27 protein-coding genes are annotated in these 23,282 nt (G+C 67.5%); 23 read left to right on the forward strand and 4 right to left on the reverse strand.

Going from position 1 to position 23,282, the window contains the following annotated elements:
- The first annotated feature begins 85 nt into the window (after positions 1-85).
- From AC1G9C_RS00640 to AC1G9C_RS00685, 10 genes are all read left to right on the forward strand, one after another.
- Positions 86-988, forward strand: a complete 903-nt coding sequence (locus AC1G9C_RS00640) for a response regulator (RefSeq protein ID WP_397498041.1) — start codon at positions 86-88, stop codon at positions 986-988.
- A gap of 185 nt (positions 989-1,173) precedes the next feature.
- On the forward strand, positions 1,174-2,070 hold the full coding sequence (locus AC1G9C_RS00645) for a peptidoglycan DD-metalloendopeptidase family protein (RefSeq protein ID WP_480409180.1): 897 nt from the start codon (positions 1,174-1,176) through the stop codon (positions 2,068-2,070).
- Positions 2,071-2,337: 267 nt separating this feature from the next.
- The gene (gene fliD / locus AC1G9C_RS00650) at positions 2,338-3,633 is read left to right on the forward strand and encodes a flagellar filament capping protein FliD (protein ID WP_031303223.1); all 1,296 of its coding nucleotides are present in this window, start codon (positions 2,338-2,340) and stop codon (positions 3,631-3,633) included.
- A complete protein-coding gene (gene fliS, locus AC1G9C_RS00655; RefSeq protein WP_021444414.1) occupies positions 3,633-4,031 on the forward strand; it encodes a flagellar export chaperone FliS in 399 nt (132 codons plus the stop codon). The genes fliD and fliS overlap by 1 nt, the downstream gene beginning before the upstream one ends.
- Entirely contained in the window at positions 4,015-4,332 is a 318-nt protein-coding gene (locus tag AC1G9C_RS00660) for a hypothetical protein (protein WP_480409181.1), read from the forward strand. The genes fliS and AC1G9C_RS00660 overlap by 17 nt, the downstream gene beginning before the upstream one ends.
- Before the next feature lie 3 nt (positions 4,333-4,335).
- Positions 4,336-5,535 carry a flagellar hook-length control protein FliK gene (locus AC1G9C_RS00665; RefSeq protein ID WP_480409182.1) on the forward strand — a complete coding sequence of 400 codons (1,200 nt, stop codon included), beginning with the start codon at positions 4,336-4,338 and terminating at the stop codon, positions 5,533-5,535.
- Positions 5,536-5,559: 24 nt separating this feature from the next.
- Positions 5,560-6,036, forward strand: coding sequence for a flagellar basal body-associated FliL family protein (locus AC1G9C_RS00670; RefSeq protein WP_480409183.1), 477 nt, complete (start codon positions 5,560-5,562; stop codon positions 6,034-6,036).
- Positions 6,037-6,052: 16 nt separating this feature from the next.
- A complete protein-coding gene (locus AC1G9C_RS00675) occupies positions 6,053-6,787 on the forward strand; it encodes a FliA/WhiG family RNA polymerase sigma factor (RefSeq protein WP_021444860.1) in 735 nt (244 codons plus the stop codon).
- Between the two features lies 1 nt (position 6,788).
- A complete protein-coding gene (gene motA / locus AC1G9C_RS00680) occupies positions 6,789-7,661 on the forward strand; it encodes a flagellar motor stator protein MotA (RefSeq protein ID WP_031303377.1) in 873 nt (290 codons plus the stop codon).
- The gene (locus AC1G9C_RS00685) at positions 7,658-8,599 is read left to right on the forward strand and encodes a flagellar motor protein MotB (protein ID WP_480409184.1); all 942 of its coding nucleotides are present in this window, start codon (positions 7,658-7,660) and stop codon (positions 8,597-8,599) included. The genes motA and AC1G9C_RS00685 overlap by 4 nt, the downstream gene beginning before the upstream one ends.
- 104 nt (positions 8,600-8,703) lie before the next feature.
- Here the strand turns inward: AC1G9C_RS00685 and AC1G9C_RS00690 are convergent, their stop codons facing one another.
- The 4 genes from AC1G9C_RS00690 to flgA form a co-directional block, all read right to left on the reverse strand.
- The gene (locus AC1G9C_RS00690) at positions 8,704-9,180 is read right to left on the reverse strand and encodes a hypothetical protein (RefSeq protein ID WP_021443578.1); all 477 of its coding nucleotides are present in this window, start codon (positions 9,178-9,180) and stop codon (positions 8,704-8,706) included.
- Positions 9,177-10,013, reverse strand: a complete 837-nt coding sequence (locus AC1G9C_RS00695) for a winged helix-turn-helix domain-containing protein (RefSeq protein ID WP_480409185.1) — start codon at positions 10,011-10,013, stop codon at positions 9,177-9,179. The genes AC1G9C_RS00690 and AC1G9C_RS00695 overlap by 4 nt, the downstream gene beginning before the upstream one ends.
- 353 nt (positions 10,014-10,366) lie before the next feature.
- A complete protein-coding gene (gene lafA, locus AC1G9C_RS00700; RefSeq protein ID WP_021443576.1) occupies positions 10,367-11,203 on the reverse strand; it encodes a lateral flagellin LafA in 837 nt (278 codons plus the stop codon).
- 249 nt (positions 11,204-11,452) lie between these two features.
- Entirely contained in the window at positions 11,453-12,244 is a 792-nt protein-coding gene (flgA, locus tag AC1G9C_RS00705; protein ID WP_480409186.1) for a flagellar basal body P-ring formation chaperone FlgA, read from the reverse strand.
- A 105-nt stretch (positions 12,245-12,349) separates the two neighbouring features.
- On the opposite strand from flgA, the gene flgB reads away from it, so the two are divergent.
- The 13 genes from flgB to AC1G9C_RS00770 all read left to right on the forward strand — a co-directional run bounded on the left by flgB (position 12,350) and on the right by AC1G9C_RS00770 (position 23,281).
- Complete coding sequence (flgB, locus tag AC1G9C_RS00710) at positions 12,350-12,703, forward strand: flagellar basal body rod protein FlgB (protein WP_031302991.1); 354 nt, start codon at positions 12,350-12,352, stop codon at positions 12,701-12,703.
- A gap of 2 nt (positions 12,704-12,705) precedes the next feature.
- Entirely contained in the window at positions 12,706-13,134 is a 429-nt protein-coding gene (gene flgC, locus AC1G9C_RS00715) for a flagellar basal body rod protein FlgC (RefSeq protein WP_021443573.1), read from the forward strand.
- Positions 13,134-13,811 (forward strand): flagellar hook assembly protein FlgD, encoded by a 678-nt coding sequence (gene flgD / locus AC1G9C_RS00720; protein WP_480409187.1) that lies wholly within the window; start codon positions 13,134-13,136, stop codon positions 13,809-13,811. Before flgC ends, flgD begins: the two co-directional genes overlap by 1 nt.
- A gap of 36 nt (positions 13,812-13,847) precedes the next feature.
- Positions 13,848-15,035, forward strand: a complete 1,188-nt coding sequence (gene flgE / locus AC1G9C_RS00725; RefSeq protein ID WP_480409188.1) for a flagellar hook protein FlgE — start codon at positions 13,848-13,850, stop codon at positions 15,033-15,035.
- A 9-nt stretch (positions 15,036-15,044) separates the two neighbouring features.
- Positions 15,045-15,776 carry a flagellar basal body rod protein FlgF gene (locus tag AC1G9C_RS00730; RefSeq protein ID WP_021444230.1) on the forward strand — a complete coding sequence of 244 codons (732 nt, stop codon included), beginning with the start codon at positions 15,045-15,047 and terminating at the stop codon, positions 15,774-15,776.
- Between the two features lie 78 nt (positions 15,777-15,854).
- The gene (flgG, locus tag AC1G9C_RS00735) at positions 15,855-16,640 is read left to right on the forward strand and encodes a flagellar basal-body rod protein FlgG (protein WP_021444229.1); all 786 of its coding nucleotides are present in this window, start codon (positions 15,855-15,857) and stop codon (positions 16,638-16,640) included.
- A gap of 5 nt (positions 16,641-16,645) precedes the next feature.
- Positions 16,646-17,308: a flagellar basal body L-ring protein FlgH gene (gene flgH, locus AC1G9C_RS00740; RefSeq protein WP_480409189.1), complete on the forward strand. Its 663-nt coding sequence runs from the start codon at positions 16,646-16,648 to the stop codon at positions 17,306-17,308.
- Between the two features lie 9 nt (positions 17,309-17,317).
- The gene (locus AC1G9C_RS00745) at positions 17,318-18,412 is read left to right on the forward strand and encodes a flagellar basal body P-ring protein FlgI (RefSeq protein ID WP_480409190.1); all 1,095 of its coding nucleotides are present in this window, start codon (positions 17,318-17,320) and stop codon (positions 18,410-18,412) included.
- A 3-nt stretch (positions 18,413-18,415) separates the two neighbouring features.
- Positions 18,416-19,540, forward strand: coding sequence for a lytic transglycosylase domain-containing protein (locus AC1G9C_RS00750; RefSeq protein ID WP_480409191.1), 1,125 nt, complete (start codon positions 18,416-18,418; stop codon positions 19,538-19,540).
- 3 nt (positions 19,541-19,543) lie between these two features.
- A complete protein-coding gene (gene flgK / locus AC1G9C_RS00755) occupies positions 19,544-20,911 on the forward strand; it encodes a flagellar hook-associated protein FlgK (RefSeq protein WP_480409192.1) in 1,368 nt (455 codons plus the stop codon).
- 27 nt (positions 20,912-20,938) lie between these two features.
- Positions 20,939-21,853, forward strand: a complete 915-nt coding sequence (gene flgL, locus AC1G9C_RS00760; RefSeq protein ID WP_480410444.1) for a flagellar hook-associated protein FlgL — start codon at positions 20,939-20,941, stop codon at positions 21,851-21,853.
- Positions 21,854-21,868: 15 nt separating this feature from the next.
- Positions 21,869-22,894 carry a hypothetical protein gene (locus AC1G9C_RS00765; protein WP_480410445.1) on the forward strand — a complete coding sequence of 342 codons (1,026 nt, stop codon included), beginning with the start codon at positions 21,869-21,871 and terminating at the stop codon, positions 22,892-22,894.
- 45 nt (positions 22,895-22,939) lie between these two features.
- Positions 22,940-23,281, forward strand: coding sequence for a PilZ domain-containing protein (locus AC1G9C_RS00770; RefSeq protein ID WP_480409193.1), 342 nt, complete (start codon positions 22,940-22,942; stop codon positions 23,279-23,281).
- Position 23,282 lies beyond the last annotated feature (1 nt).

Here is a 23,282-nt window from a genome sequence, read left to right on the forward strand (position 1 = left end):
CTAGCGCCGGGGGTTATGCGCTTTTCCGTTGGCCTTTGGCCACTGGCCATGACTATGCTTAACGCCATTCGTACAGGAGAGGCCGATGAGCAAAGTCAGTGTGCTGGTGGTGGACGACGCGACCTTTATCCGTGATCTGGTCAAGAAAGGGCTGCGCGATCACTTCCCCGGCGTACAGATCGAAGAGGCGGTCAACGGGCGCAAGGCCCAGCAGCTGCTGGGCCGCCAGCCTGTCGACCTGATCCTCTGCGACTGGGAAATGCCGGAGATGTCCGGCCTCGAGCTGCTGACCTGGTGCCGCGAGCAGGACAGCCTGAAGACCACCCCCTTCATCATGGTCACCAGCCGCGGCGACAAGGAAAACGTGGTGCAGGCGATCCAGGCCGGCGTCTCCGACTACATCGGCAAGCCCTTCTCCAACGAGCAGCTGGTGACCAAGGTGAAGAAGGCGCTGAGCCGCGCCGGCAAGCTGCAGGCCCTCGCCGCCAGCGCCCCGCCGAAGATGCTCAGCAGCGGCGCCTTCGCCAACGACTCGCTGGCCGCCCTGACCGGCGGCAAGGCCGAGGTGGTCAAGCCCAGCGCGCCGGCTGCCGCACCGCTTGCGGCGGCTGCCCCGGCCGCCTCGCCTGTGGCCGCGAGCAAGGCGCCGGCCGGCCGCGGCCAGGGCCAGCTGCGCCTGCCGGGCGGCAGCATGGCCTGCGTGATCAAGGCGCTGAGCCTCAAGGAGGCGCTGCTGGTGGTCAAGCGCACCGAACAGCTGCCGCAGGTGCTGGAGAGCGCGGTGCTCGACCTGGAGCAGGGCGAGGCGGCCGAGACCGCCCGGCTCAACGGCTACCTGCACGCCGTGGCGGCGCTGGAGCCTTCGCCTGCCAGCGAGTGGCTGCAACTGAGCTTCCGCTTCGTCGACCGCGACCCGCAGAAACTCGACTACCTGTCGCGCCTGATCGCCCGCGGCACCGCGCAGAAGCATTTCGTCCCCGGCGCCTGAACCCGCCGCCCTAGCCCGGATGCGATCCGGGGAAAGATGCAGCGCTTGCCCCGAAACACCCCGCCCCCGGCCGACCGACGGCGGTGAGCCGGTTCACAGCCCGAGGCTCGGCGCCTGGCACGGCCGCGCAGGCGCTGCTAGCCTTGCTAGCCCGGATATCGAAAAGCCATAAGATCCGAGTCGTTATGCTAGGGCGTCTGATTTTCCTCTGCAGCCTGCTGGTCCTCAGCGGCCAGGCCGCTGCCCTGACCATCTACAAGTACGTCGACCAGAACGGCGTGGTGACCTATAGCGACCAGGCGGCGCCCGGCGCCCAGGTGTTCGTGTTCCGCGACCGCATGGTCGAGCGCCTGGACAACCAGGTGAAGCTGGAGACCAAGCAGCACGAGGCCGGCGAGACCCTGCTGGTGCGCAACGACCTGTACGCCCCGGTGGAGATCGAGCTGCGCCTGGAACAGGTGGAAAACGCCATCGGCGCGCCGGACAAGCCGATCCGCTGGGTGCTGCCGCCGCGCAGCAAGATCCGCCTGGCCACCCTGGCGCCGCGCGAGGCCGGCCAGCCGCTGCGCTACAAGCCCAGGCTGCGCTATGCCCTCGGCGACCCGCGCCTGCAACCGAGCATCCACCGCTACCCGCTGCCCTGGCGCGGCGGCCCGTTCCGCCTGACCCAGGGCGCCGGCGGCAAGTACAGCCATTTCACTCCCAAGGGCCGCTACGCCATGGACATCGCCATGCCCGAAGGCACGCCGATCGTCGCCGCGCGCGGCGGCGTGGTGGTGAAGACCGAGAACCAGCAGAGCGGGCGCGGCAACAACCCGGCCGGCAACTTCGTGCGCATCCTCCACGACGACGGCACCATGGGCGTCTACCTGCACCTGATGAAGGGCTCGGTGGCCGTGCGCGAGGGCCAGCGGGTGGAGACCGGCAGCCTGCTGGCGCGCTCCGGCAACACCGGCAACAGCACCGGCCCGCACCTGCACTTCGTGGTGCAGCGCAACGTCGGCCTGGCGGTGGAGTCGATTCCCTTCAGCTTCCGCCAGCCGGTGGACAGCCTGCCCAACTTCGCCGTCGGCGGCGAATAGCGCCGCCCCTCCCCCAGCCGGCTCCTACCCGGCCGCTCATAACCTATCCCCACCTTTTCCTTAAGGCGGGTCGCCGCTGCGTCGCCTGTGTAAGGGGCACGTCCGCCCATTGCGCGGCGCAGGCGGAAGGCGGCCTTCCGCCCGTCGTCCGCGGCCCCGCGAGCGGAAAGGATCTTTCACCTGGCGGAACGCCTAAAGCCCTCTAAATCAAGGGTTTCAGCTGTTGGCACCGCTATTGCTACCTCACAGGAAAACGGGTGTCCGACTATGGCTATCGATTCAGATTACGTTCAAAGCATGGCGACCCAGCTGGCCCAATATGAAGTGCAGGGCCAGCTGGCCAAGACCAACCGCAACCAGGCGGCCTACAAGGCGCAGCTGTCCGCCCTGACCACCCTGGATACCGCGCTGAAGACCTTCAAGACCGCGGCCAGCGGGCTCAAGCTCGCCGGCAGCAGCATGCTGGTCAACAGCGCCAGCTTCAGCCAGGAGGGCTATGCCAGCGCCACGGTGGGCAGCAAGGCGGTGGCCGGCAGTTACGACTTCTTCGTCCAGCAGCTCGCCAGCAAGAGCCAGATCGCCCTGCAGGGCCTGCAGGACGGCGACCTGGGCAGCGGCAGCCTGAGCATCGGCCAAGGCGGCGACGCCTTCGCCATCGACCTGAGCAGCGTCGGCACCCTCGACGAGCTGGCCGCGGCGATCAACAACGCCGGCGACAACAGCGGGGTCAAGGCCACCCTGGTGCGCAGCAACGGCCAGGTCAACCTGGTGCTGACCAGCGAGAAGACCGGCGCCGACCAGGCCATCAGCCTGAGCGCCAGTGGCAACGTCGCGGTTGCAGGCGCGGTGGCGGGCAAGCAGGAGCTGTCCGTGGCCAAGGACGCCATCGTGCGCCTGGGCGGCGAGAGCGGCATCGAGCTGACCAGCACCAGCAACACCTTCGACAACATCATCGACGGCGTCAGCCTGACCTTCAGCAAGGCGCACAAGAGCGGTGACACCCCGCTGACCATCGATATCGGCCAGGACCAGAAGGCCACCAAGGACAAGGCGCAGTCCTTCGTCAGCGCCTTCAACGCGCTGATGAGCAGCTTCGACTCGCTCACCGCCAGCGGCGGCGAGAGCGGCGGCCGCGGTGCCCTGGCCGGCGACGCCAGCGTGCGCGCCATCGAAACCATGCTCAACCAGCTGGTGCGCACCTCGTTCGGCGGCGCCAGCCTCACCGAGTTCGGCATAGTCGCCGACCGCAACGGCAAGCTGACCATCGACAACGCCCGTTTCGAGAAGGCCGTGGCGGCCAATCCGGAAGGCTTCGAGAAACTGTTCACCGACAAGGGCAACCTGCTCGACACCCTGGACAAGAACCTGGCGGTGTACACCAGCAGCGCCGGCGGCCTGCTGACCAATCGCAAGGACACCCTCAACACTCAGCTGCGCCGGGTCGACCAGCAGTTCGACAACATCCAGAAGCAGTACGACTCCTACTACAACCGCTATCTCCGCCAGTACACCAGCTTGATGCAGACCATGGCGGCGATGGAGCAGACCTACGGAATGTTCTGATGACTGCCTACAACCTCAACGAAAGCTACGACAGCTACCGCACCGTCGACCTCGAGGCGCGTGCCGCCGCGGCCTCGCCCTACGAGCTGGTGCTGGTGCTGTTCGACGGCCTGCTCGACGAGCTGGCCCGCGCCCGCGGCCATATCGAGGCCAAGCGCTACCAGCAGAAGGGCCAGTCGCTGGAGAAGTGCCTGAACATCCTCAATGGGCTCAACGGCGCCCTCGACTACGAGAACGGCGGCGAGACCGTACAGGGCCTGGCGCGCCTCTACGACTACTGCATCTACCGCCTCTCCGACGTTAGCGTCAGCCTGTCGCTGGACGGCCTGGACGAGGTGGTCGGCCTGCTCGGCGTGCTGCGCGAAGGCTGGGAAGGCGTGAATGCCGCGCGCAAGTGAACTGCGCGCGCTGCAGCAGCTGCACGGCCAACTGGCCGAGGCGCTGGCGCAGGGCGACTGGACGCGGATCGGCGAGATCGACGGGTTGATCCGCTCCTGCCTGCAACTGCTGGCCGGCTTGCCGACACTCAGCGACGAGGTGCGCGAGGCGCGGCGGCGTCTGCAACAGCTGCACGGCCAGGCACGCGTGGCCTGCGCCGACGAATGCGAGCGGGTGCGACAGATGCTGCTCAGGCACCTGGAATACGCCGAGGGGCGTAGCGCCTACCTGCGCGTCGATCAGTTTCAAGGTGGGAGATAACGCGTGTTGCAGCCGATCAATCCGAATACCCGGGCGCCCCTGAGCGGCCCGCTCGGCGAAGCGCTGCCGGCCGGTTTCGCCCAGGCCCAGGCCGGCGCCGGCGAGACGCCGGCGTTCGATCTGCAACTGGCCCTGCACGGCTTCGTCGCCGCCGCGCCGACTGCGCCGGAGTCGGCCGCGGTCGAGTCGGCGTCGGTTGGCGAGGCCGATGCCGAACAGTGGCTGGCCAACGTGCTCGGCCAGCAGGCGGTGCGCGTCGAGGCGCGCGAGACGGCGCAGACGCCGGAGGCGGCCGAAGCGGCTGCGGAGCGAGTCGAGCCGATGGCGCCGCTGCTACTGCCGGCCGCTGTCGAGCCGGCGCCGGTTGGCGAGGCCGATGCCGAACAGTGGCCGGCCAACATGCTCGGCCAGCAGGCGGTGCGCGTCGAGGCGCGCGAGACGGCGCAGATGTCCGAGGAGCCGTTGCCGGCCCAGGTCCAGCTGCCGCTGCCACTGCGCGAGACGCCGGCCGGTTTGCCGATGCCGGCGCTCGAGCTGCCGCTGGCCGGGCGTCAGGTGCAGCCGTTGCCGGTGCAGCCCGCCGCACTGCCACCAGCGCTGGCGGGCGAGCCACTGGCGCCGGCGGCGAGCCTGGCGCTCGGCGGCGAGAACAGCCTCGACGCAGGCCTGCTCGACCGCCTGCCGAGTGCCGCGGGCGAGGGCGAGCCGGCCGCTCCGAGCAGCGCCGCAGCCAGCCAGCCGGCGCCGCAGCCGCTGGCGAGCGAGCGCAGCCTCAAGCTGCCGGCGGCGCAGGCGCCGTGGGGCGAGCAGATGCTGCACAGCTTGCGCGAGCAGGTCGAACTGCAGATCAACCAGCGCATCCAGAACGCCACCATCCGCCTCGATCCGCCGGAGCTGGGCAGCCTGGAGATCTACCTGAGCCACGAGTCGGGCCGCCTCAACGTGCAGCTGTCGGCGGCCAACGGCGAGGTCGCGCGGCTGCTGCAGCAGAGCAGCGAGCGCCTGCGCCAGGAGCTGCTCGGCCAGCATTTCGTGCAGGTCAGCGTGCAGGTCTCGGCCGATGCCCAGGGCGGTCGCCAGCACCAGCAGGCACCGCGTCAGGCCTGGCGCGGCGATGAGCCGGTGCAGGCCGCCGGCGACAGTGCGGTGAGCGTCGCGCCGCGTGCCCGGGAGTCGGCCAGCGATGTGCTGGTCACCGTTTAACCGCCAATCAATCGAGACTCAACCATGACAATGCCGCGGATCATCCTGCTGCTGCTTATCTTCAACACCCTGGTGGTGGCCGGCGCCAGCGTCTTCAACTACGCCACGCTCAAGTCCATGCAAACCGGCCAGGCGGTGCTCGGCATTTCCGTCGGCAGCGCCGACAGCGAAGCCGAGGAAGCCAAGAGCGAATACCGCTTCTTCCCCATCGAGAAGGTCATCGTCAGCCTGCAGGGCGAGAGCCGCGAACACTACTTCGTCTTGGACCTGGTGCTGCAGGCCGACCTGGAGACCGACCCGAAGAAGCTCGAGCAGATCGACCCCATGGTGCGCAACTCGGTGGTGGCGCACCTCTCCTCGATGACCTTCGAGAAGCTGCGTGGCATGCCCATCCCCGAATTGCAGAGTGCCCTGGAGCGGGTGCTGTTCGACGACTTCGCCAGCAAGAAACTGGCGATGCCGTTCGCCAACGTGCTGGTCAGCAAGCTGATCGTTCAGTAAAGAGCAGAGCCTAGCCATGAACGCCACCTGTGCCATCGACTACCGCTACGCCGCCGAACAGGGCGGAGCCGCGCTGTTCGCCCCCGGGGCCGAGCAGAAGTGGCTGCTGCAGTACCTGCCGCTGGTCAAACGCATCGTCAGTCAGCTGGCGTTGCAGGCCAATCAGGTGCTCGATCGCGAGGACATGGAGCAGATCGGCCTGATGGGTCTGCTCGAATGCCTGCGTCGCTACGGCACGCCGGACGAACAGTTCGGTCGTTTCGCTGCGCTGCGCATCCGTGGCGCGATTCTCGACGAGCTGCGCCGCCAGGACTGGCGACCGCGTCAGGTGCGTCAGCAGACCCACAGGATTCGCGACGCCATCCGCCAGCTGGCGCGCCAGCTCGGTCGGGTGCCGCAGGAGGAGGAGATCCTCGCCGCCGCCGGGATCAGCGCCAAGGACTACCAGGACTTTCTCCAGGCCGACGCCTGCGAAGCCATCGAGAGTCTCGACGAGCTGCTGCAGAACGGCCATGAAGGCTTCGCCTGCGGCGCCAGCGCGGTCGAGGATCGGGTGCTCAAGGAGCGCCTGCTGGCCCAGGCGCTGAGCCAGCTCAGCGAGCGCGAGCGGCTGGTGCTGACCCTTTACTACCAACACGAGCTGAGCCTCAAGGAAATCGCCCTGGTGCTGGAACTGAGCGACGCGCGCGTCTGCCAGTTGAGCAAGCAGGCGATCGCCAAGGCCAGCCGCTACCTGAACGAGAGAGGCTAGGGTGCAGAAGTTATTAGGTGCATTGATCATCGTCGCCTGCGTGCTCGGCGGTTACGTCATGGCCCATGGTGAGCTGGCCATGCTCTGGCAGCCGGCCGAGGTGGTGATCATCGTCGGCGCCGGTCTCGGCGCGCTGGTGGTGGGCAACCCCAAGGAAGTGCTGGTGGAGATGTGCCAGCAGATCAAGGGCGTGTTCGTCTACAAGCGCCGCGGCGAGGAGTTCCAGCGCCAGTTGTTGATGCTGCTCTACGAGCTGCTGGAGATGGTCGACGTCGGCGGCCTCAAGGTGCTCGACGCGCATATCGAGGAACCGGAACAGAGCGAGCTGTTCGCCAAGTACCCGCTGATCTGTCAGGAGAAGAACCTGATGGCCTTCATCGCCGACAATTTTCGCCTGATGGCCATGGGCAAGATCAGCGCCCACGAGCTGGAAGGCTTCCTCGAACAGGAGCTGGAGGCCATGGAGCACATCCTGCTGCAGCCGGCGCGCTCGCTGCACAAGATCGGCGAGGCGATGCCCGGTTTCGGCATCCTCGCGGCGATCATGGGCATCATCATCACCATGGGCAATATCGGCGGTTCGGTGGCCGAGATCGGCGCCCACGTCGCCGCGGCGCTGGTCGGCACCTTCCTCGGCATCTTCATGTGCTACTGCGTGATGGAGCCGCTGTCCAACGCCATGAGCCAGCGGATCAAGACCGAGCTGTCGGCGCTGGAGTGCGTGCGCACCACCCTGGTCGCCCACGTCGCCGGCAAGCCCACCCTGCTGGCGGTGGACGCCGGGCGCAAGCTGATCGAGCAGGACGTCAAGCCGGCATTCAAGCAGCTGGAGACCTGGGTCAACCGCTACGAGGATGAAAGGGACGCGGCATGAAGAAGCGCGGCGATCAACAGCACGAGGTCATCGTCAAGCGGCGCAGCAAGAAGGGCCACGACGATACCCACGGCGGCGCCTGGAAGGTGGCCTTCGCCGACTTCACCTTGGCTATGATGGCGCTGTTCATGGTGCTGTGGATCATCCAGCCGCAGAACCCGCAGCAGAGTCGCGCCGACGCCGACATGTTGACCAACCCGCTGGTCGAGGGCGGCGCCGGCATCTTCGATGGCAGCAGCCGCACGCCGCTGGATCTCGACGGCGTGCCGGTGCAGGTCAGCCCGCGCAAGGATCGCGACAACCAGGCGCGCACGCCGCAGGAAGACCCCGGCGCCGAGTTGGGCGACGGCCAGCCGGGCGAGGCGCGCCGGCCGCACTATGCCGAGCCGGCGCAGCTGCAGGAGCTGGCCGAGCTGATGGAGCAGCTGGCGCTGCAACTGGACGCCGCGGCCAATATCGAGGTGCAGGTGGTGCCGCAGGGCCTGCGCATCCTGATCAAGGACGACGCCCAGCGCTTCATGTTCAGCCGCGGCAGCGCCCGCCTGGATGCGCATTTCGCCACCCTGCTGCAGCGCCTGGCCGGCATCCTGGTCAAGGTCGACAACCACCTGATCATCAGCGGCCATACCGACTCCACGCCCTACCGCGGCGCGGTCGGCGGCTACAACAACTGGAACCTGTCCGGTGACCGCGCCTTGCGCGCGCGCAACGTGCTGGTCGAGGCCGGCCTGCCGGCTGCCACCGTGCTGCAGGTCACCGCCCAGGCCGACGGCATGCCGCTGCTGGCGGACGACCCGGAGAACGGCGCCAACCGGCGCATCGAGCTGCTGCTGCTGACCCGTCAGGCCGAGGGACTGTACCGCGAGCTGTTCGGCGAGGCGCAGGCGCGCGTGGAGTATCGCGCCGAGGGCGCGCGGTTCAGCGCGCCGGGCTCGTAGGATGACCATGGTCACCGGGCAATTAGGCGGTAGGTTAGGTTGAGCCGCGCAGCGGCGAAGCCCAACGTGGTTCGCTGTCGAGCTTCGCTGCGCTCAGCGCCAACCTACAGGCTGCGCGGCACCCGCGCCGGGCAGTAGACCTGGCGGGTTTCCAGGCCGTAGAGGCAGTTGCGAAAGCTCACCAGGCGGATGGTCGAGCCCTTGTGCCGGCCGTACAGCAGGTTGAACACCAGCTCGTCGTCGGCGTCGCTGGACAGGCCGCTGACCTGGCCGTCCTCGACGCGCAGGCGGTAGTTGCCGAGAAAGCCGTACTCCACCACCCCCGAGGTCTCGAGGATGCTGTCGCCCTGGCGGGTCATGGCGTAGAAGCGCCCACCCCGAACCTGCAGGTTGTGGCTGAGGTCGAGCACCTTGCCGTTGCTCAGCTGCACCTGGCCGCTGGAGTGGAAGCGCCCGTCCAGCTCGGCGCTGGACTTGAAATTCAGCCACAGGGTGAGGATGCCGAGCAGCAGCAGCAGCAGGCTGCCCAGCGCCGCCAGCAACCAGCGCCGGCTCAGGCCACGTTGTTCTTGCTGGCTCATGGCAGGCACCGGGTCAGTTGCGCGTCGGCCAGCTGGCTCAGCTGGCTGTCGTGGACCATCAGCGAGCGCGCGCCGCCGCCCGGCTGCATGCACAGCAGCTCGAAGAAGCCGCCGCTGTTGCCGAGGATCAGCTCGGCCGGCTTGTCGCTCAGCTCCGCCAGGCGCCTGGCCAGGCCGTGGGTGTCCAGGATCAGTTGCTGCAGGCGCTGCTCGTCCTGGTCGACGTAGAGCACGCTGACCTGGCCCAGATTCAGCTCGCTGCTGTGCAGGCGAGCCGGCAGGCTGAACAGGTAGAGACCGACGAACAGGCCGGCGGCGACCAGGCCGAGGGAACCGAGCAGCGCCAGCCAGGAGCCGCGTCGGCGGCTGTGGCGCTGCAGGAAGGCCTGGCCGGGGGGGCTCGCAGCGATCGGCTCGTCGACCGCGCCGATATCCTCGATGCTCGGCGGGTAGACCAGGTGGCTGGGGTTGAGCAGGTAGCCGCGACGCGGCAGGGTCTGGATGATTTCGCGGCTCTTCTCGTCGCCGAGCACCTGGCGCAGGGTGTAGATCTGCTGGTTGAGGCTGCCCTGGCCGACCACCCGGTCGGCCCAGGCGTGGTTCATCAGCTCGTCGCGCGACACCACCTCGCCGGGTTCCTGCAGCAGGCGTTCGAGCAGGCGGCTGCCGGAGTAGCCGAGGTCGATCTTCTCCTCGATGCCGCTTTTCACCAGGGTCAGCTGATACAGCGCCGGGTAGAAGTGCGCATAGCAGTCGCGCCGCCCGGTCTTGATGATCAGGCAGGCGATATTGCTTCCCGGCTCGGCTACCGGCGTTTCGGGGCTGGTGTTCATGCGTTCCTTGAGGCGAGCGGCGGTTCCATGCGGGATGGTTCCCGGCGATGGACTGTCGGCATTCTGGCGTCAGGAAAATGCAGTGGCAAGTCTTGTACCAGCCGCCCTCTGCGCGGGCAGGCTGCCGGTTGCTGCAGGCATTGACCCAATACCAGCCGGTGCGCGGGCGAAGTCGACGCTATCGGCGAGAATCGCCGGCGCTTGCTCGAGCAGGCCGTGGCTGGATGACGCTTGATCGGTTTGGCTGATAAGGCGAGAGAGCGACGGGCGGCGGCGGGGCCATGAGAAACGCCTCCTCGAGGCAGGGCGTTCGGGGGGATGGGCGCAATCCGTTGCGCCCGGATGACGCGGGATCAGCCCAGCAGGGACATGACCATGCCCGGCATCTGGCCGGCTTGCTTGAGCATGGAGATGCCCGACTGCATCAGCATCGAGTTCTTGGTCATGTTGGCGCTTTCCTTGGCGAAGTCGGCATCCATGATGCGACCCTTGGCCATGTCGGTGTTGTCCTTCATGTTGCTCAGGTTGTTGGCGGTGTGGTTCAGGCGGTTGATGTTGGCGCCGAACTGGGCACGCATCGAGCCGACTTCGTTCAGCGCAGTTTCCAGTCCATCGATTGCAGTGCCTGCGTTGGCGGCGCTATCGAGTGTAAAGGCAGCAATGGTGGTGTTGAGAGTGGTATCCAGAGCAGTCAGATCTGCGCTGACGTCAAATGCAAGGGTTTCAGCCGAACTGGAACCGATCTGGAAGTTGACCGGAGCTGCGAGCTTGGTGGTGAATAGCGCTTCGCCAGCGTACTTGGTGTTGTTGAAGATGTTGGTCACTTCCTTGGCCAGTTCGTCGTACTCGGCTTGCAGAGAGGCGCGGTCATCGACGGAGTTGGTATCGTTCGCCGCCTGGGTGGCCAGATCCTTCATGCGTTGCAGGATGTCAGTGGTTTCGTTGAACGCGCCTTCGGCGGTCTGCAGCAGCGATACGGCGTCGCCGGTGTTGCGCATGGCCATGTCCATGCCGCGCGACTGGGCGTTGAGGCGGGTGGCGATCTGCAGGCCGGCGGCGTCGTCGGCGGCCGAGTTGATGCGCAGGCCGGTGCCCAGGCGCTGCTGGTTGGCGCCCAGGGCGTTGTTGGTCTTGGTCAGGTTGGTCTGGGTGACCAGCGAGGAGTAGTTGGTATGAATCGACAGAGCCATGTGCGTATTCCTTCTTGCGTGAGCGCTTGAGTGAAGCTGGCTGATTGCCTGCTATGGGGGTAAGGCGACCGGCTTCTGACGCTGCTTAAATGGCGCTGAGGAATTTTTCTGCGACAGCTCGGCAGGCCGGCTCGTCGTGGAGAGATGTCGTCTGGTGTATCCACCGCCCGCGCACGCTTCATCAAGTGCTGGCGCCGCTGTTTTGCCGGTGGAAAACGCTGCGCGGTTTTTCCACCCTACGCATCGGCGTTATCTGAAGGTGCTGGTCACCACCCCTTCTTCCACCACCTGCGCCTCGATCACCTTCTGGCTGCCGAGGTTGCGCACGCGGATCACCTGGCCTGCGCGGCCGTTGCCCAGGGCTTCGCCGGTGGCCGAGGCGGCGATGCCGCCCTGGCTGGCGACTATGGTCACCTGCTGGCCGCGGCGCACCAGCAGCGGGGTGGTCAGCAGGCTCGGGGCGATCAGCGCGCCGGCGCGGATGCGCCGTTTGGCGCCCTGACCTATCACCTCGTCCGCGCTGTTGTAGAAGCCGCGTGAGGCCTTGGCGACGTTCACCTCCTGCAGTTGCAGCTGTTCGGCGGCGATGGTCTGGCCGCGTTCGATCGCCCGTGCGGCGTGCACCGCGGGCACCAACACGCTGGCCTGCACCAATGCCACTCGCGTCCAGCCCGGGGTGTCGGCGCAGCTCAGCTGCAGGCGCTGACGCGCCAGGGGCGAGGGGTCATCGCCGGCGACCCTCAGCTCCAGCGTCTGGCTGCAGGCCGGCAGCCGCTCGGCGCCGCTCAGCAGGGTGGTGCTCAGGCTGTGGCGCATGCCCTGCCAGGCCTGGCGCTTGGCCTCGGCGGCGAGCTGCTGCTGCATATGCGCGGCAATCGCCTGGTCGATCTGGCCGGCGGCATCCGGCTCGGCGCGCGCGGCGCCGAATGGCAACAGGGCGAGGAGGAAAAGCGCGCGGGCGCAGGCGGAAAAGGCCTTTCCGCTTTTCCTCCCGGCACCTTGTCGATGCGGAAGCCGGGCGACGCGGAAAGCCTCGTGCATCCTGGAAAATCCCTTATAAATCAAAGGTATGTTGCTCTCATAAAGGTTGGGCACGCTTTGTGCTCAAGGCACTGCAGCACAACCTTGGGTTAAGGGTAGCGGTGAATGAGTATACGGATTGATGAGGTGGTGGGCCTGCATACGCGCGCTCTCGAACTGCGCATGCAGCGCAGCGAGATTCTTGCCGCCAACCTGGCCAACGAGGACACCCCGGGCTTTCTCGCCCGCGATATCGACTTCGCCGGCGAGATGCAGCGGCTCGACCCGCAGCAGCGTTTCGCCGCCAGCAGCGCGGAACTCAAGTACCGCATCCCGACCCAGCCGTCGCAGGATGGCAACAGCGTCGAGCTGAGTGTGGAGCAGGCGGCGTTCTCCAAGAACAGCATGGACTTCCAGACCAGCCTGACCTTTCTCAGCATGAAATTCAGGGGCCTGAAACAGGCCATCGAGGGGCGCTGATCATGGCTTTCGACTCCATCTACCGCATCGCCGGCTCGTCGATGAACGCACAGACCGTGCGCCTCAACACCGTGGCCAGCAACCTGGCCAACGCCGACTCCGCCGCGGCCAAGGCCGAGGACGTGTACCAGGCGCGCAAGCCGGTGTTCGCCGCGGTGTACGGCAACGACCAGCTGACCCGCGGCCTGGGCATGGGCGGTGCCCATGTGCAGGTGCTCGACGTGGTCGGCGCCGGCCGCGAGCCGGTGCGCCGCTACGAGCCGGACAACCCCCTGGCCGACGACCAGGGCTACGTGTTCTACGCCGATATCGATCAGATCGAGGAGATGACCGACATGATGTCGGCCACGCGCAGCTTCGAGACCAGCGTGGAAGTGCTCAACCGCCTGAAAAGCATGCAGCAGGGCCTGCTCAAGCTCGGAGAATCCTGATGACCACGGTCAGCAACAACAGCCAGAGCAATCACGTCTACGGCATCGAGGAGGCGGTGACGCAGGCGGTCAACGTCAGCGACGCGACCCAGCTGGAGAACAACTTCCTCAGCCTGATGGTCGCGCAGATCCAGAACCAGGACCCGACCAAGCCGGTGGACAGCACTGAGTTCCTCAACCAGTTCGCCGCCATGAGCCAGGTCAAGAGCCTGGAAAACATGGCCTCGCTGAGCAAGAGCAACCTGGTGCTGCTGGACAACCTGCAGACCCTCACCGCCGCCGGCCTGGTCGGCCAGGAGGTCAAGGTGGCCACCGAGCAGCTGCAGCTGGGCGAAGACAAGATCAGTGGCGCGTTCAACCTGGAACATGCCGCCGGCCAGCTGAGCCTGGTGCTTACCGACGGCAACGGGGTGAAGAAGACCGTCGCGCTGGGCAGCCAGGCGCCGGGCGCGGTGCCCTTCGAGCTGGACCCCAAGGCGCTGGGCCTGCCACCCGGCCGCTACCAGGTCGAGGTGGTCAGCGACAGCGGCGAGTACCCCAAGGTCGAGGTGGCCGGTCGCGTCACCCAGGTGCGCGTCAGCGCCGAAGGCCCGGTGCTGGACGTGGTCGGCGTCGGCTCCGTGCCCTTCTACAACATCACCGAGTTCGGCCAGGCGCACACCGCCGGCCTGCTCTGATTCCATTTCTTCGCTTAATTCAAAGGTCCAGTCGCCATGAGTTTCAATATCGCCATGACCGGCCTCAGCGCCGTCAACGAACAACTCAACACCATCAGCCACAACATCGCCAACGCCGGCACCACCGGCTTCAAGTCGTCGCGCACCGAGTTCGGCAGCATCTACGCCGACAGCCAGGCGATGGGCGTGGAAGTGCTGGCCAGCACCCAGAGCATCAGCCAGGGCGGCTCCCTGGTGACCACCGGGCGTAGCCTGGACCTGGCCATTTCCGGCGGCGGCTTCTTCGTTACCCGCGGCGGCAACGGCGACGTCAGCTACACCCGCGCCGGGGTGTTCGGCGCCGACAAGAACAACAACATCGTCAGCGCCACCGGCCAGGTGCTGCAGGGCTACCCGGTAGACGCCGCCGGCAACCTGTTAGTGGGCGCCGTGGGCGATCTGCAGCTGCAGAACGCCAACCTGCCGGCGCGCGCCACCGACAGCCTGGCCTTCGTCATGAACCTGGATTCCAACCAGGCCGTGCCGGCCACCGCGCCCTTCGACCCGGCGGACGTCAACACCTACAACTCCACCTACACCACCAAGGTGTTCGACTCCCAGGGCAAGGAACACACCCTGACCCAGTACTTCGTCAAGACCGCCGACAACGCCTGGGAAGCCCACTACTACGCCGACGGCGCCGCGGTCGGCGGCCCGCAGGCGCTGACCTTCGGCACCAACGGCAGCCTCACCGCGCCGGTCGGCCCGGTGGCCGTCGGCTTCCCGCTGGCGGGCGTCGATCCGATGAACATCGCCATCGACTACAGCAACTCCAGCCAGTACGGCTCCGACTTCGTGGTCACCAGCAACCGCGCCAGCGGCTATGCGGCGGGCGAGCAGACCGGCCTGTCGGTGGAGAAGGACGGCATGGTCTACGCCAACTACAGCAACGGCCAGCGCATGCTGCAGGGCCAGGTGGCGCTGGCGACCTTCGCCAATGCCGGCGGCCTGAAGAACGTCAGCGGCACCGCCTGGGTGGAGAGCGCCGAGTCCGGCGCGGCGCTGATCGGCGTGCCCGGCGTCGGCCCGTTCGGCGAACTGGTGGCCGGTTCGCTGGAGAACTCCAACGTCGACCTGACCCAGCAGCTGGTCGGCCTGATGGAGGGCCAGCGCAACTACCAGGCCAACACCAAGGTGCTGACCACCAACAAGGAACTCACCCAAGTGCTGTTCGGCGCGATCTGAGGCTGACCCATGGACCGTCTCGGTTACACCGCAATGACCGCCGCCAGCCGCACCATGAGTTCGCTCACGGTGCGCGCCAACAACCTGGCCAACGTCAACACGCCCGGCTTTCGCGCCGACCTGGAACAGGCCCAGGCCGTGGCCGTGGAGGGCTACGGCTACGACAGCCGGCACCTGGCGCAGGTGAAGAACAACGGCGTGAGCCTCACCCCCGGCGCGCTGATGGCCACCGGTCGCGATCTGGACGTGGCGATCCAGGGCCCTGGGCTGTTCGTCGTCGAGGGCGAGAACGGCGCCGAGCGCTACACCCGCAACGGCGCGCTGCAGGTCGACGCCGAGCTGCGCCTGACCCTGAACGGCCGCGCCGTGCTCGGCGAGGGCGGGCCCATCGTGTTGCCCGAGTACGACAGCCTGAGCATCGGCCGCGACGGCACCGTCTCGGTGATCCCGCGCGGCGACTTTCTCAGCGCCGAGGTCGACCGCATCCGTGTGGTCGAGGTCGCCGCCGGCGACCTGGTCAAGGACGCCAGCGGCCTGCTGGCGCGCAGCGATGGCGAGCCGGCCGAGGACCTGGAAGCGCCGCGGCTGGCCTCGGGTTACCTGGAGGCGAGCAACGTCGCCGCCATCGACCAGTTGGTGGCGACCATGAGTCTGAACCGCCTGTTCGAGACCCAGGTGAAGATGATGAAAGCCGCCGAGGACCTGTCCGAGGCCGGCAACCGCATGATCCGCGGCAGTTGATGACTACGTAGCCCGGATGCCATCCGGGGAAATCGCTCCCGGATTGCATCCGGGCTACTGACAGATGAGGTAAAGCACATGAGTTCCGCACTTTGGGTCAGCAAGACCGGCCTGGCCGCCCAGGACAAGGCCATGGGCGCGGTGGCCAACAACCTGGCCAACGTCAACACCACCGGCTTCAAGAGCGACCGCGTGGTGTTCGAGGACCTGTTCTACGCCATCGAACTGCAGCCCGGCGCCCAGGCCGACCAGGTCAATACCGTGCCCTCGGGCATCCAGCTGGGCAGCGGCGTGCGGGTCGCCGGCACGCAGAAGGTGTTCACCGAAGGCAGCATCCAGACCACCGGCCAGCCGATGGACCTGGCGATCATCGGCAGCGGCTTCTTCCAGGTGGAATCGCCGGCCGGCGAGATCTACTACACCGAGAGCGGCCAGTTCCAGCTCAACGCCGAGGGCGTGATGGTCAATGCCCAGGGCCTGCCGCTGGTGCCGGGTATCGAAGTGCCGGCCGGCAGCAGCCGCTTCACCGTGGGCAGCGACGGCATCGTCACCGCGGTGCTGCCGGGCGACACCCAGCCGGTGGAGCTGGGCCAGATCACCCTGGCCAACTTCACCAACCCGGCCGGTCTCGAAGCCCTGGGCGGCAACCTCTACCGCGAGACCGTGGCCAGCGGCGAGCCGGTGGAAGGCGTGCCGGGCGAGGAGGGCCTGGGCAACCTCAAGCAGGGCGTGCTGGAGGGCTCCAACGTGCAGGTGGTCGAGGCCATGGTCAACATGATCGCCATCCAGCGTGCCTACGAGGCCAACGCCAAGGTGCTGGACGCCGCCTCCGGCATGCAGCAGTTCCTCAACCAGACCGTGTGATCGCCATGAAACGCCTGATTGCCCTCGGCCTGCTCCTCGCCCTCGGCGGCTGCGCCAGCTTCGAGGAAATGCTGCCGGACGAGGACTCCAGCCACTACGAGCCGCTGCAGCTGGATTACAGCCAGCCGCCCGCCACCAGCGGCGGGCTGTTTCGCAGCGGCTACAGCGGCTCGCTGACCGGCGACAAGCGCGCGGTGCGGGTCGGCGACATCCTCACCGTGGTGCTCGACGAATCCACCCAGTCGAGCAAGAGCGCCGGCACCAGCTTCGGCAAGAACTCCAGCCTCTCGGTGGGCATTCCCACCGTGCTCGGCAAGCAGTACGACCAGCTGGAAAGCGCGGCCGAGGCCGAGCGCGATTTCGCCGGCTCGGCCAAGAGCTCGCAGCAGAACACCCTGCGCGGCTCCATCGCGGTCACCGTGCACCAGGTGCTGCCCAACGGCACCCTGCTGATCAAGGGCGAGAAGGCCCTGCGCCTGAACCAGGGCGACGAGTACATCCGCCTGGTCGGTCTGGTGCGCATGGACGACATCAACCGCAGCAACCAGGTGTCCTCGCAGAACGTGGCCAACGCACGCATCTCCTACGCCGGCCGCGGCGCGCTCAACGACAGCAACTCGGCGGGCTGGCTGACGCGCTTCTTCATCCATCCGCTGTTCCCGCTCTGAGGCCTGGTCATGCTCAAACGCTTACTCGTCGCCCCGCTTTTGACCTGGCCGCTGTCGACCCATGCCGTGCCGCTGATGGACCTGGTAGACGTCGAGGGCATCCGCGGCAACCAGCTGATCGGCTACGGCCTGGTGGTCGGCCTCGACGGCACCGGCGACAAGAACCAGGTCAAGTTCACCAGCCAGTCGGTGGCCAACATGATCAAGCAGTTCGGCATCAACCTGCCGCCGAACGTCGATCCCAAGCTGAAGAACGTCGCCGCGGTCACCGTCACCGCCGAGATCCCGCCGTCCTACAGCCCGGGGCAGACGGTGGACGTCACCGTCGCCTCGCTGGGCGACGCCAAGAGCCTGCGCGGCGGCCAGCTGCTGATGACCCCGCTGCACGGCGTCGACGGTGAGATCTACGCCCTGGCCCAGGGCGCGCTGGTGGTCGGCGGGCTCAACGCCAGCGGCCAGAGCGGCTCCAGCGTGGCGATCAACTCGGCCAATAGCGGCCGGGTGCCCAACGGTGCCACGGTGGAACGGACGATCCCCAGCGATTTCAGCGAACGCGACGAGGTCATGCTCAACCTGCGCCAGCCCAGCTTCCAGACCGCCGCCAAGGTGGTCGAGGCGGTCAACGGCCGTTTCGGCAGCGGCACCGCCAGCGCCCTCAACGCCACCAAGATTGCCATTCGCGCGCCGCTCACCAGCACTCAGCGCATCGGCTTCATGGCCATGCTCGAGGGCCTCGAGGTGGAGGAAGGTCGCGAGCGACCCAAGGTGGTGTTCAACAGCCGCACCGGCACCGTGGTGGTCGGCCAGGGCGTGCGCGTCAAGGCCGCCGCGGTGGCCCACGGCACCCTGACCGTGACCATCAGCGAGAACCCCCAGGTCAGCCAGCCCAATGCCTTCTCCGGCGGCCAGACCGCGGTGGTGCCGCGCTCCGACATCGAGGTCAGCCAGGACCAGAACGCCATGTTCAAGTGGCCCGAAGGCGCCAGCCTGGACAGCATCATCAACACCGTGAACAGCCTCGGCGCCACCCCGGACGATGTGATGAGCATCCTCCAGGCGCTGGAACAGGCCGGTGCCCTCAATGCCGAACTGATCGTGATCTGAGCCATGAGCATCGTTTCCCTCGCCCAACACATGAACAGCCACCGCGGCAGCGCCGACGGCATCGGCACCGCCCGCGAGCAGCAGCTGCAGGCCGCCGCCGAGCAGTTCGAGGCGCTGTTCCTGCAGCAGATCCTCAAGCAGATGCGCAAGGCCAGCGACGTGCTGGCCGAGGGCAACCCGATGCGCAGCCGCGAGCTGGACACCATGCGCGACTTCTACGACGAGGTGCTGGCCGAGACCCTGGCCGGGCGCAAGCAGACCGGCATCGCCGATATGCTGGTCAAGCAGCTGTCCGGCGCCGCCGGCAGCGCGCCGGACCTGGACGCAGCCGCGGCCACGGCGCGCGCGGCCGAGCTGCCGCCGCGCTCGTCGAGCAGCCTGCTGGAGCCGCTGCGCAGCACCTGGCAGCGCGGCATCGACAGCCTCGGCCAGGTCTGGAGCAAGGGTTCGGCGGGCTTTCTCGCCCTGGTCGAGCGGGTCATCCAGCAGGAATCGGCCGGCCGTGTCGACGCCGTGTCGCCTAAGGGCGCCCGCGGCCTGATGCAGCTGATGCCCGATACCGCGCGGGAGATGGCCGCCGAACTCGGCCTGCCGTTCAGCGAGGCGCGCCTGACCACGGACGCCACCTACAACAAGCGCCTCGGCAGCGCCTACCTGGACAAGCTGCTGCAGCGCTACGACGGCCACCAGGCGCTGGCGCTGGCGGCCTACAACGCCGGCCCGGGCCGGGTCGACGAGTGGCTCAAGGCACACGGTGACCCGCGTCGCGGCGAGATCGGCACCGGCGCCTGGATCGAGCGCATCCCCTTCCAGGAAACCCGCGACTACACGCGCAAGATTCTCGGCGACCTGGCCAGCGGTGAAACGCCGGTCCAGGAGACTGCGCCGCCGCAGACCGCGCTGAGCGCGCAGACCCGCCAGCAGCTGGCCAGCGCGCTGAGCGCCGACAGCGGCCTGCTGCTGGGCGCTGTCGCCGGCCAGCAGCTATTGGCGCGCGGCGAGCTTAAGTCCGCCGGCGATTGCGTCGCCCTTTCTCCGGTAACCCAGGACATTTCCGTCGAGGGCGGCGCCACGCCGCGTCTGGCGGCATTCGCTCAGCCGATGCGCTTCGAGCGGCAGGAGAGTTAATTCGTGAGCATCCTCAATCAGATCGCCTACAGTGGTGTGCGCGCCAGCCAGGTCGCCCTGGCCAGCACCGGGCAGAACATCGCCAACGTCAACACCCCCGGTTTCAGCCGCCTGCAGACCGTCACCGGCTCGCTCGCCGGGCAGGGCGGGCTGAGCGTCGGTGGTGGTGTCGAGGTGATCAGCATTCGCCGCATGACCAACGAATTCCACAACCAGCAACTGTGGCGCGCCACCACCGAGCAGCAGTACTACGGCGCCGCGCAGCAGTACCTGACCGCCCTGGAAGGCCTGATGGCCGGCGAGGGGTCGAGCATCAGCGTCGGCCTCGACCAGTTCTTCGCCGCCTTGAGCGAGGCCAGCGCCACCCCCAGCTCGATCGCCTTGCGCCAGCAGGTCCTCGGCGAGGCGGGCAACCTGGCGCAGCGCTTCAACGGCCTGAACAGCAATATCGACGCGCAGATCAAGGCCCTGCAGGAGCAGCGCACGGCGATGGCCAGCGAGATCAACGGCCTGACCGAGAACATCGCCCTGCTCAACAAGAAGATCGTCGAGACCGAGTCGGTCAAGGGTGACAGCACCGCGCTGCGCGACCACCGCGAAAGCCTGATCGGTGAGCTCAGCCAGTTCGCCAAGCTGCGCGTCAACGAGACCGCGGACGGCGCCGTCAGCGTCGCCCTGGCCAACGGCCAGCCGCTGGTGGCCGGGCCCACCGCCGGCCAGCTCAAGGTGAGCATGACCGCCAGCGGCGAGCAGGAGGTCAGCCTGGCCTTCGCCGGCACCAGCTTCCCGCTGCGCCAGGACGGTTTCGGTGGCGCCTTCGGCGGCCTGCACGACGTCGAGTACGCCAGCCTGCGCCCCAACCAGCAGGCGCTGCACGACATCGCCAGCGAGCTGGCGCAGATGGTCAACGACGTGCTGGCCACCGGCTTCGACCTGGACGGCAATCCCGGCCAGGCGCTGTTCGCCTACGACCCGAACAGCACCACGGCGATGCTCAGCGTCAATCCGCTGCGCGCCGAGGAGCTGGCCTTCTCCGCGGCGGCCGGCGAGAGCGGCAACAACGAGGTACTGCTGGACCTGCTCGGGCTGAAGAACCAGACCATTACCCTGAACGGCAGCCAGGTCACCCTCAACGACGCCTACGCCGGGCTGCTCGGTCAGGTGGCCAGCGACAGCCGGCAGAATCAGGCCGATCTCAAGTCCGCCACCGCCGTGACCCAGCAGGCCCAGGCCCAGCGCGACAGCGTCAGCGCCGTGAGCCTGGACGAGGAGGCGGTCAACCTGATGACCTACCAGCAGGCCTACCAGGCCAACATGAAGGTGATCAGCACCGCCAACCAGCTGTTCGACGACATGCTCGCCGCGTTCTGACGCGCCGATCGAGAGAGCCAGATCATGATGCGGATCACCAACTCGCAGATCACCGCGATGATGCACAACTCGATGAACGCCAGTTCCGCCGAGCTGGGCAAGCTGATGCAGCAGATGGCCACCGGCCAGCGCATCATGCTGCCGTCCGACGACCCCATCGCCAGCGTGCGGGTGCTGCGCGTGCAGCGCGAGGAGGCCAGCCTGGAGCAATACGCGAAGAACATCGCCAACGTCTCCGGCAGCCTGTCGACCCAGGAGGCCAACCTCAAGTCCACCTCCGACGCCATGCTCAACGTGCGCGACCTGCTGCTGTGGGCGGCCAACGGCTCCAACACCAGCGAAGACCTGGCCGCCATGGCCGGCGAACTGGCGATCATCGAAGACACCATCCTCAGTTTCGCCAACGTGCGCGACGAAGAGGGCCGCTACCTGTTCTCCGGCACCCTCAGCGACACCCAGGCGCTGAGCTTCGATGCCGCCACCCAGAGCTACAGCGTCACCGGCAACGACAAGCACCGCCAGGCCGCGGTGGCCAACGGCGTGCTGGTGGAGGAGAACGTCACCGCCCTGGGCGTGTTCGGCGCCGGCGCCGACATGCTCAACCAGCTGCACGGGCTGGTCGCCACCCTCCAGGACCCGGCGCTGGACGCCAGCGACCCGGCCGTGCGCCAGCAGATTCTCGACACCCTGAACAGCCTCGACGACAGCCACGCCCAGGTGCTCGGCGCCATCACCGAACTGGGCGGCCGGCAGAACACCCTGACCCTGCTCAAGGGCAGCAACGAGGAGGTTTCGCTGGTCAACCAGAAGATCGAGGGCGAGCTGTCGCAGCTGGACTACGCCGGCGCCACCATCGACCTGAACAACTACCAGCTGGCCCTCGGCGCGACGCAGAAGACCTACCTGAAGATCAACCAGCTGTCGCTGTTCGCGCTGCTGTAAGGAACCCCGCCCGTGATCAAGGTCGACAAGCAGCTGCCGGTGGTCACCGCCCTCGATCCGCAGGCGCGCCGTCCGGTGCAGGGCGAACAGGCCATGCAACGCCCGCGCAAGCAGGCGCCCACCGCCGAGCAGGCGGCGCAGCCGCGTGGCAAGCACGCCAGCTTCAACCTGCAGCTCAACCAGCAGCTGACCTCGATGCAGGCCGCCGACAGCTACCTCGGCGAGCTGGCCGGGCGCCTCGGCCAGCTCAAGCTCAGCCTCAGCCGCGAGCTGAGCAACGCCCAAGCCGGCGAGCGCGAGGGCCTCAAGCAGGAGCTGGAGCAGGTGCGCCAGCTGCTCGCCCAGCGCAGCCAGCGTTCGGCGCAGTCGCTCGACGCCGGCTTCAAGCTGCGCCTGACCGAACCGGTGCGCAGCCGCTTCGGTCTGCAGGGCCTGGAGTCCATGGCGGCGATCCAGCAGGCCGGCAAGGAGACCCTGCTGTTCAGCGCCGGGCGCAAGCTGGCCGAGCCGCTGGCGGTGGTGCTCGATGAGGGCCTGAGCGAGCAGCAGATCCTCCGCCGCTTCAACGCCGGCCTCGGCCCGGCCGGCATCCGCGCCGAACTCGATAGCGGCGGCGCGCTGAAATTCAGCGCCCGCGAGAACGACTGGCAGCAGCTCAAGGGCGAGCTGCGCGTGCAGGGCGAAGGCAAGCTGGCGGCCAAGGCCGCGGCACCCGTCGCCAGCCAGGAAGAGCAACTGCTGCGCCTGCCCGAGGCCGCGCGGCTGGACGGCGCGCGCGAACTGCGGCGGGCGCTGGACGAGGTGGTGGCGGCGCTGGACAAGATCGGTGCGCTGCGCGAGCAGCTCAGCCATCGCCAGCAGGAGATCCGCGAATTTCTCGCCCGGCACGCCGAGCAGAACGAACGCGAATGGGCGCGCGAGTTCGCCGGCGAGGTGTTCAGCCTGATGCGCCGCAGCCCCAGCAGCTACGCCGCGGTGACCCAGACCGTGGTGGCCCAGGCCAATATCAGCCGCTCCAGCGTGGTCAGTCTGCTGTCCTGATCTTCGCCATATAACTAGACGTAGTGAGTACCAAGGCATTCTCCTATGCGCCGATCCAGTCGTATCACCTTTCGCTCCACCTTCCGCATCAAGGTCAGTCAGCGCGAGCGCGACGAGTTGATCGGCTATGCCGGCGATGTGTCCGAGTGCGGCATGAGGCTGCTCAGCGATAGCCCGGTGGAGCCGGGCAGCCAGTTGCAGTTGCGTCTGCGCATGCGCGATCGCGAGGGTGAGTTGCGCCAGGTGGAGGTGGACATGGTCTGCCAGTGGTCGCAGGAGAACAGCCGCACCGGCTTCTTCGAGGCGGGCCTGGCGGTGGTCGGCGAGGCGCCGGCCTATGTGCGCTTGATCGAGGGGATGCGCAACAGGCGCCAGGAGCAGGTATAGG

The organism is Pseudomonas sp. ABa2 (assembly GCF_056676075.1).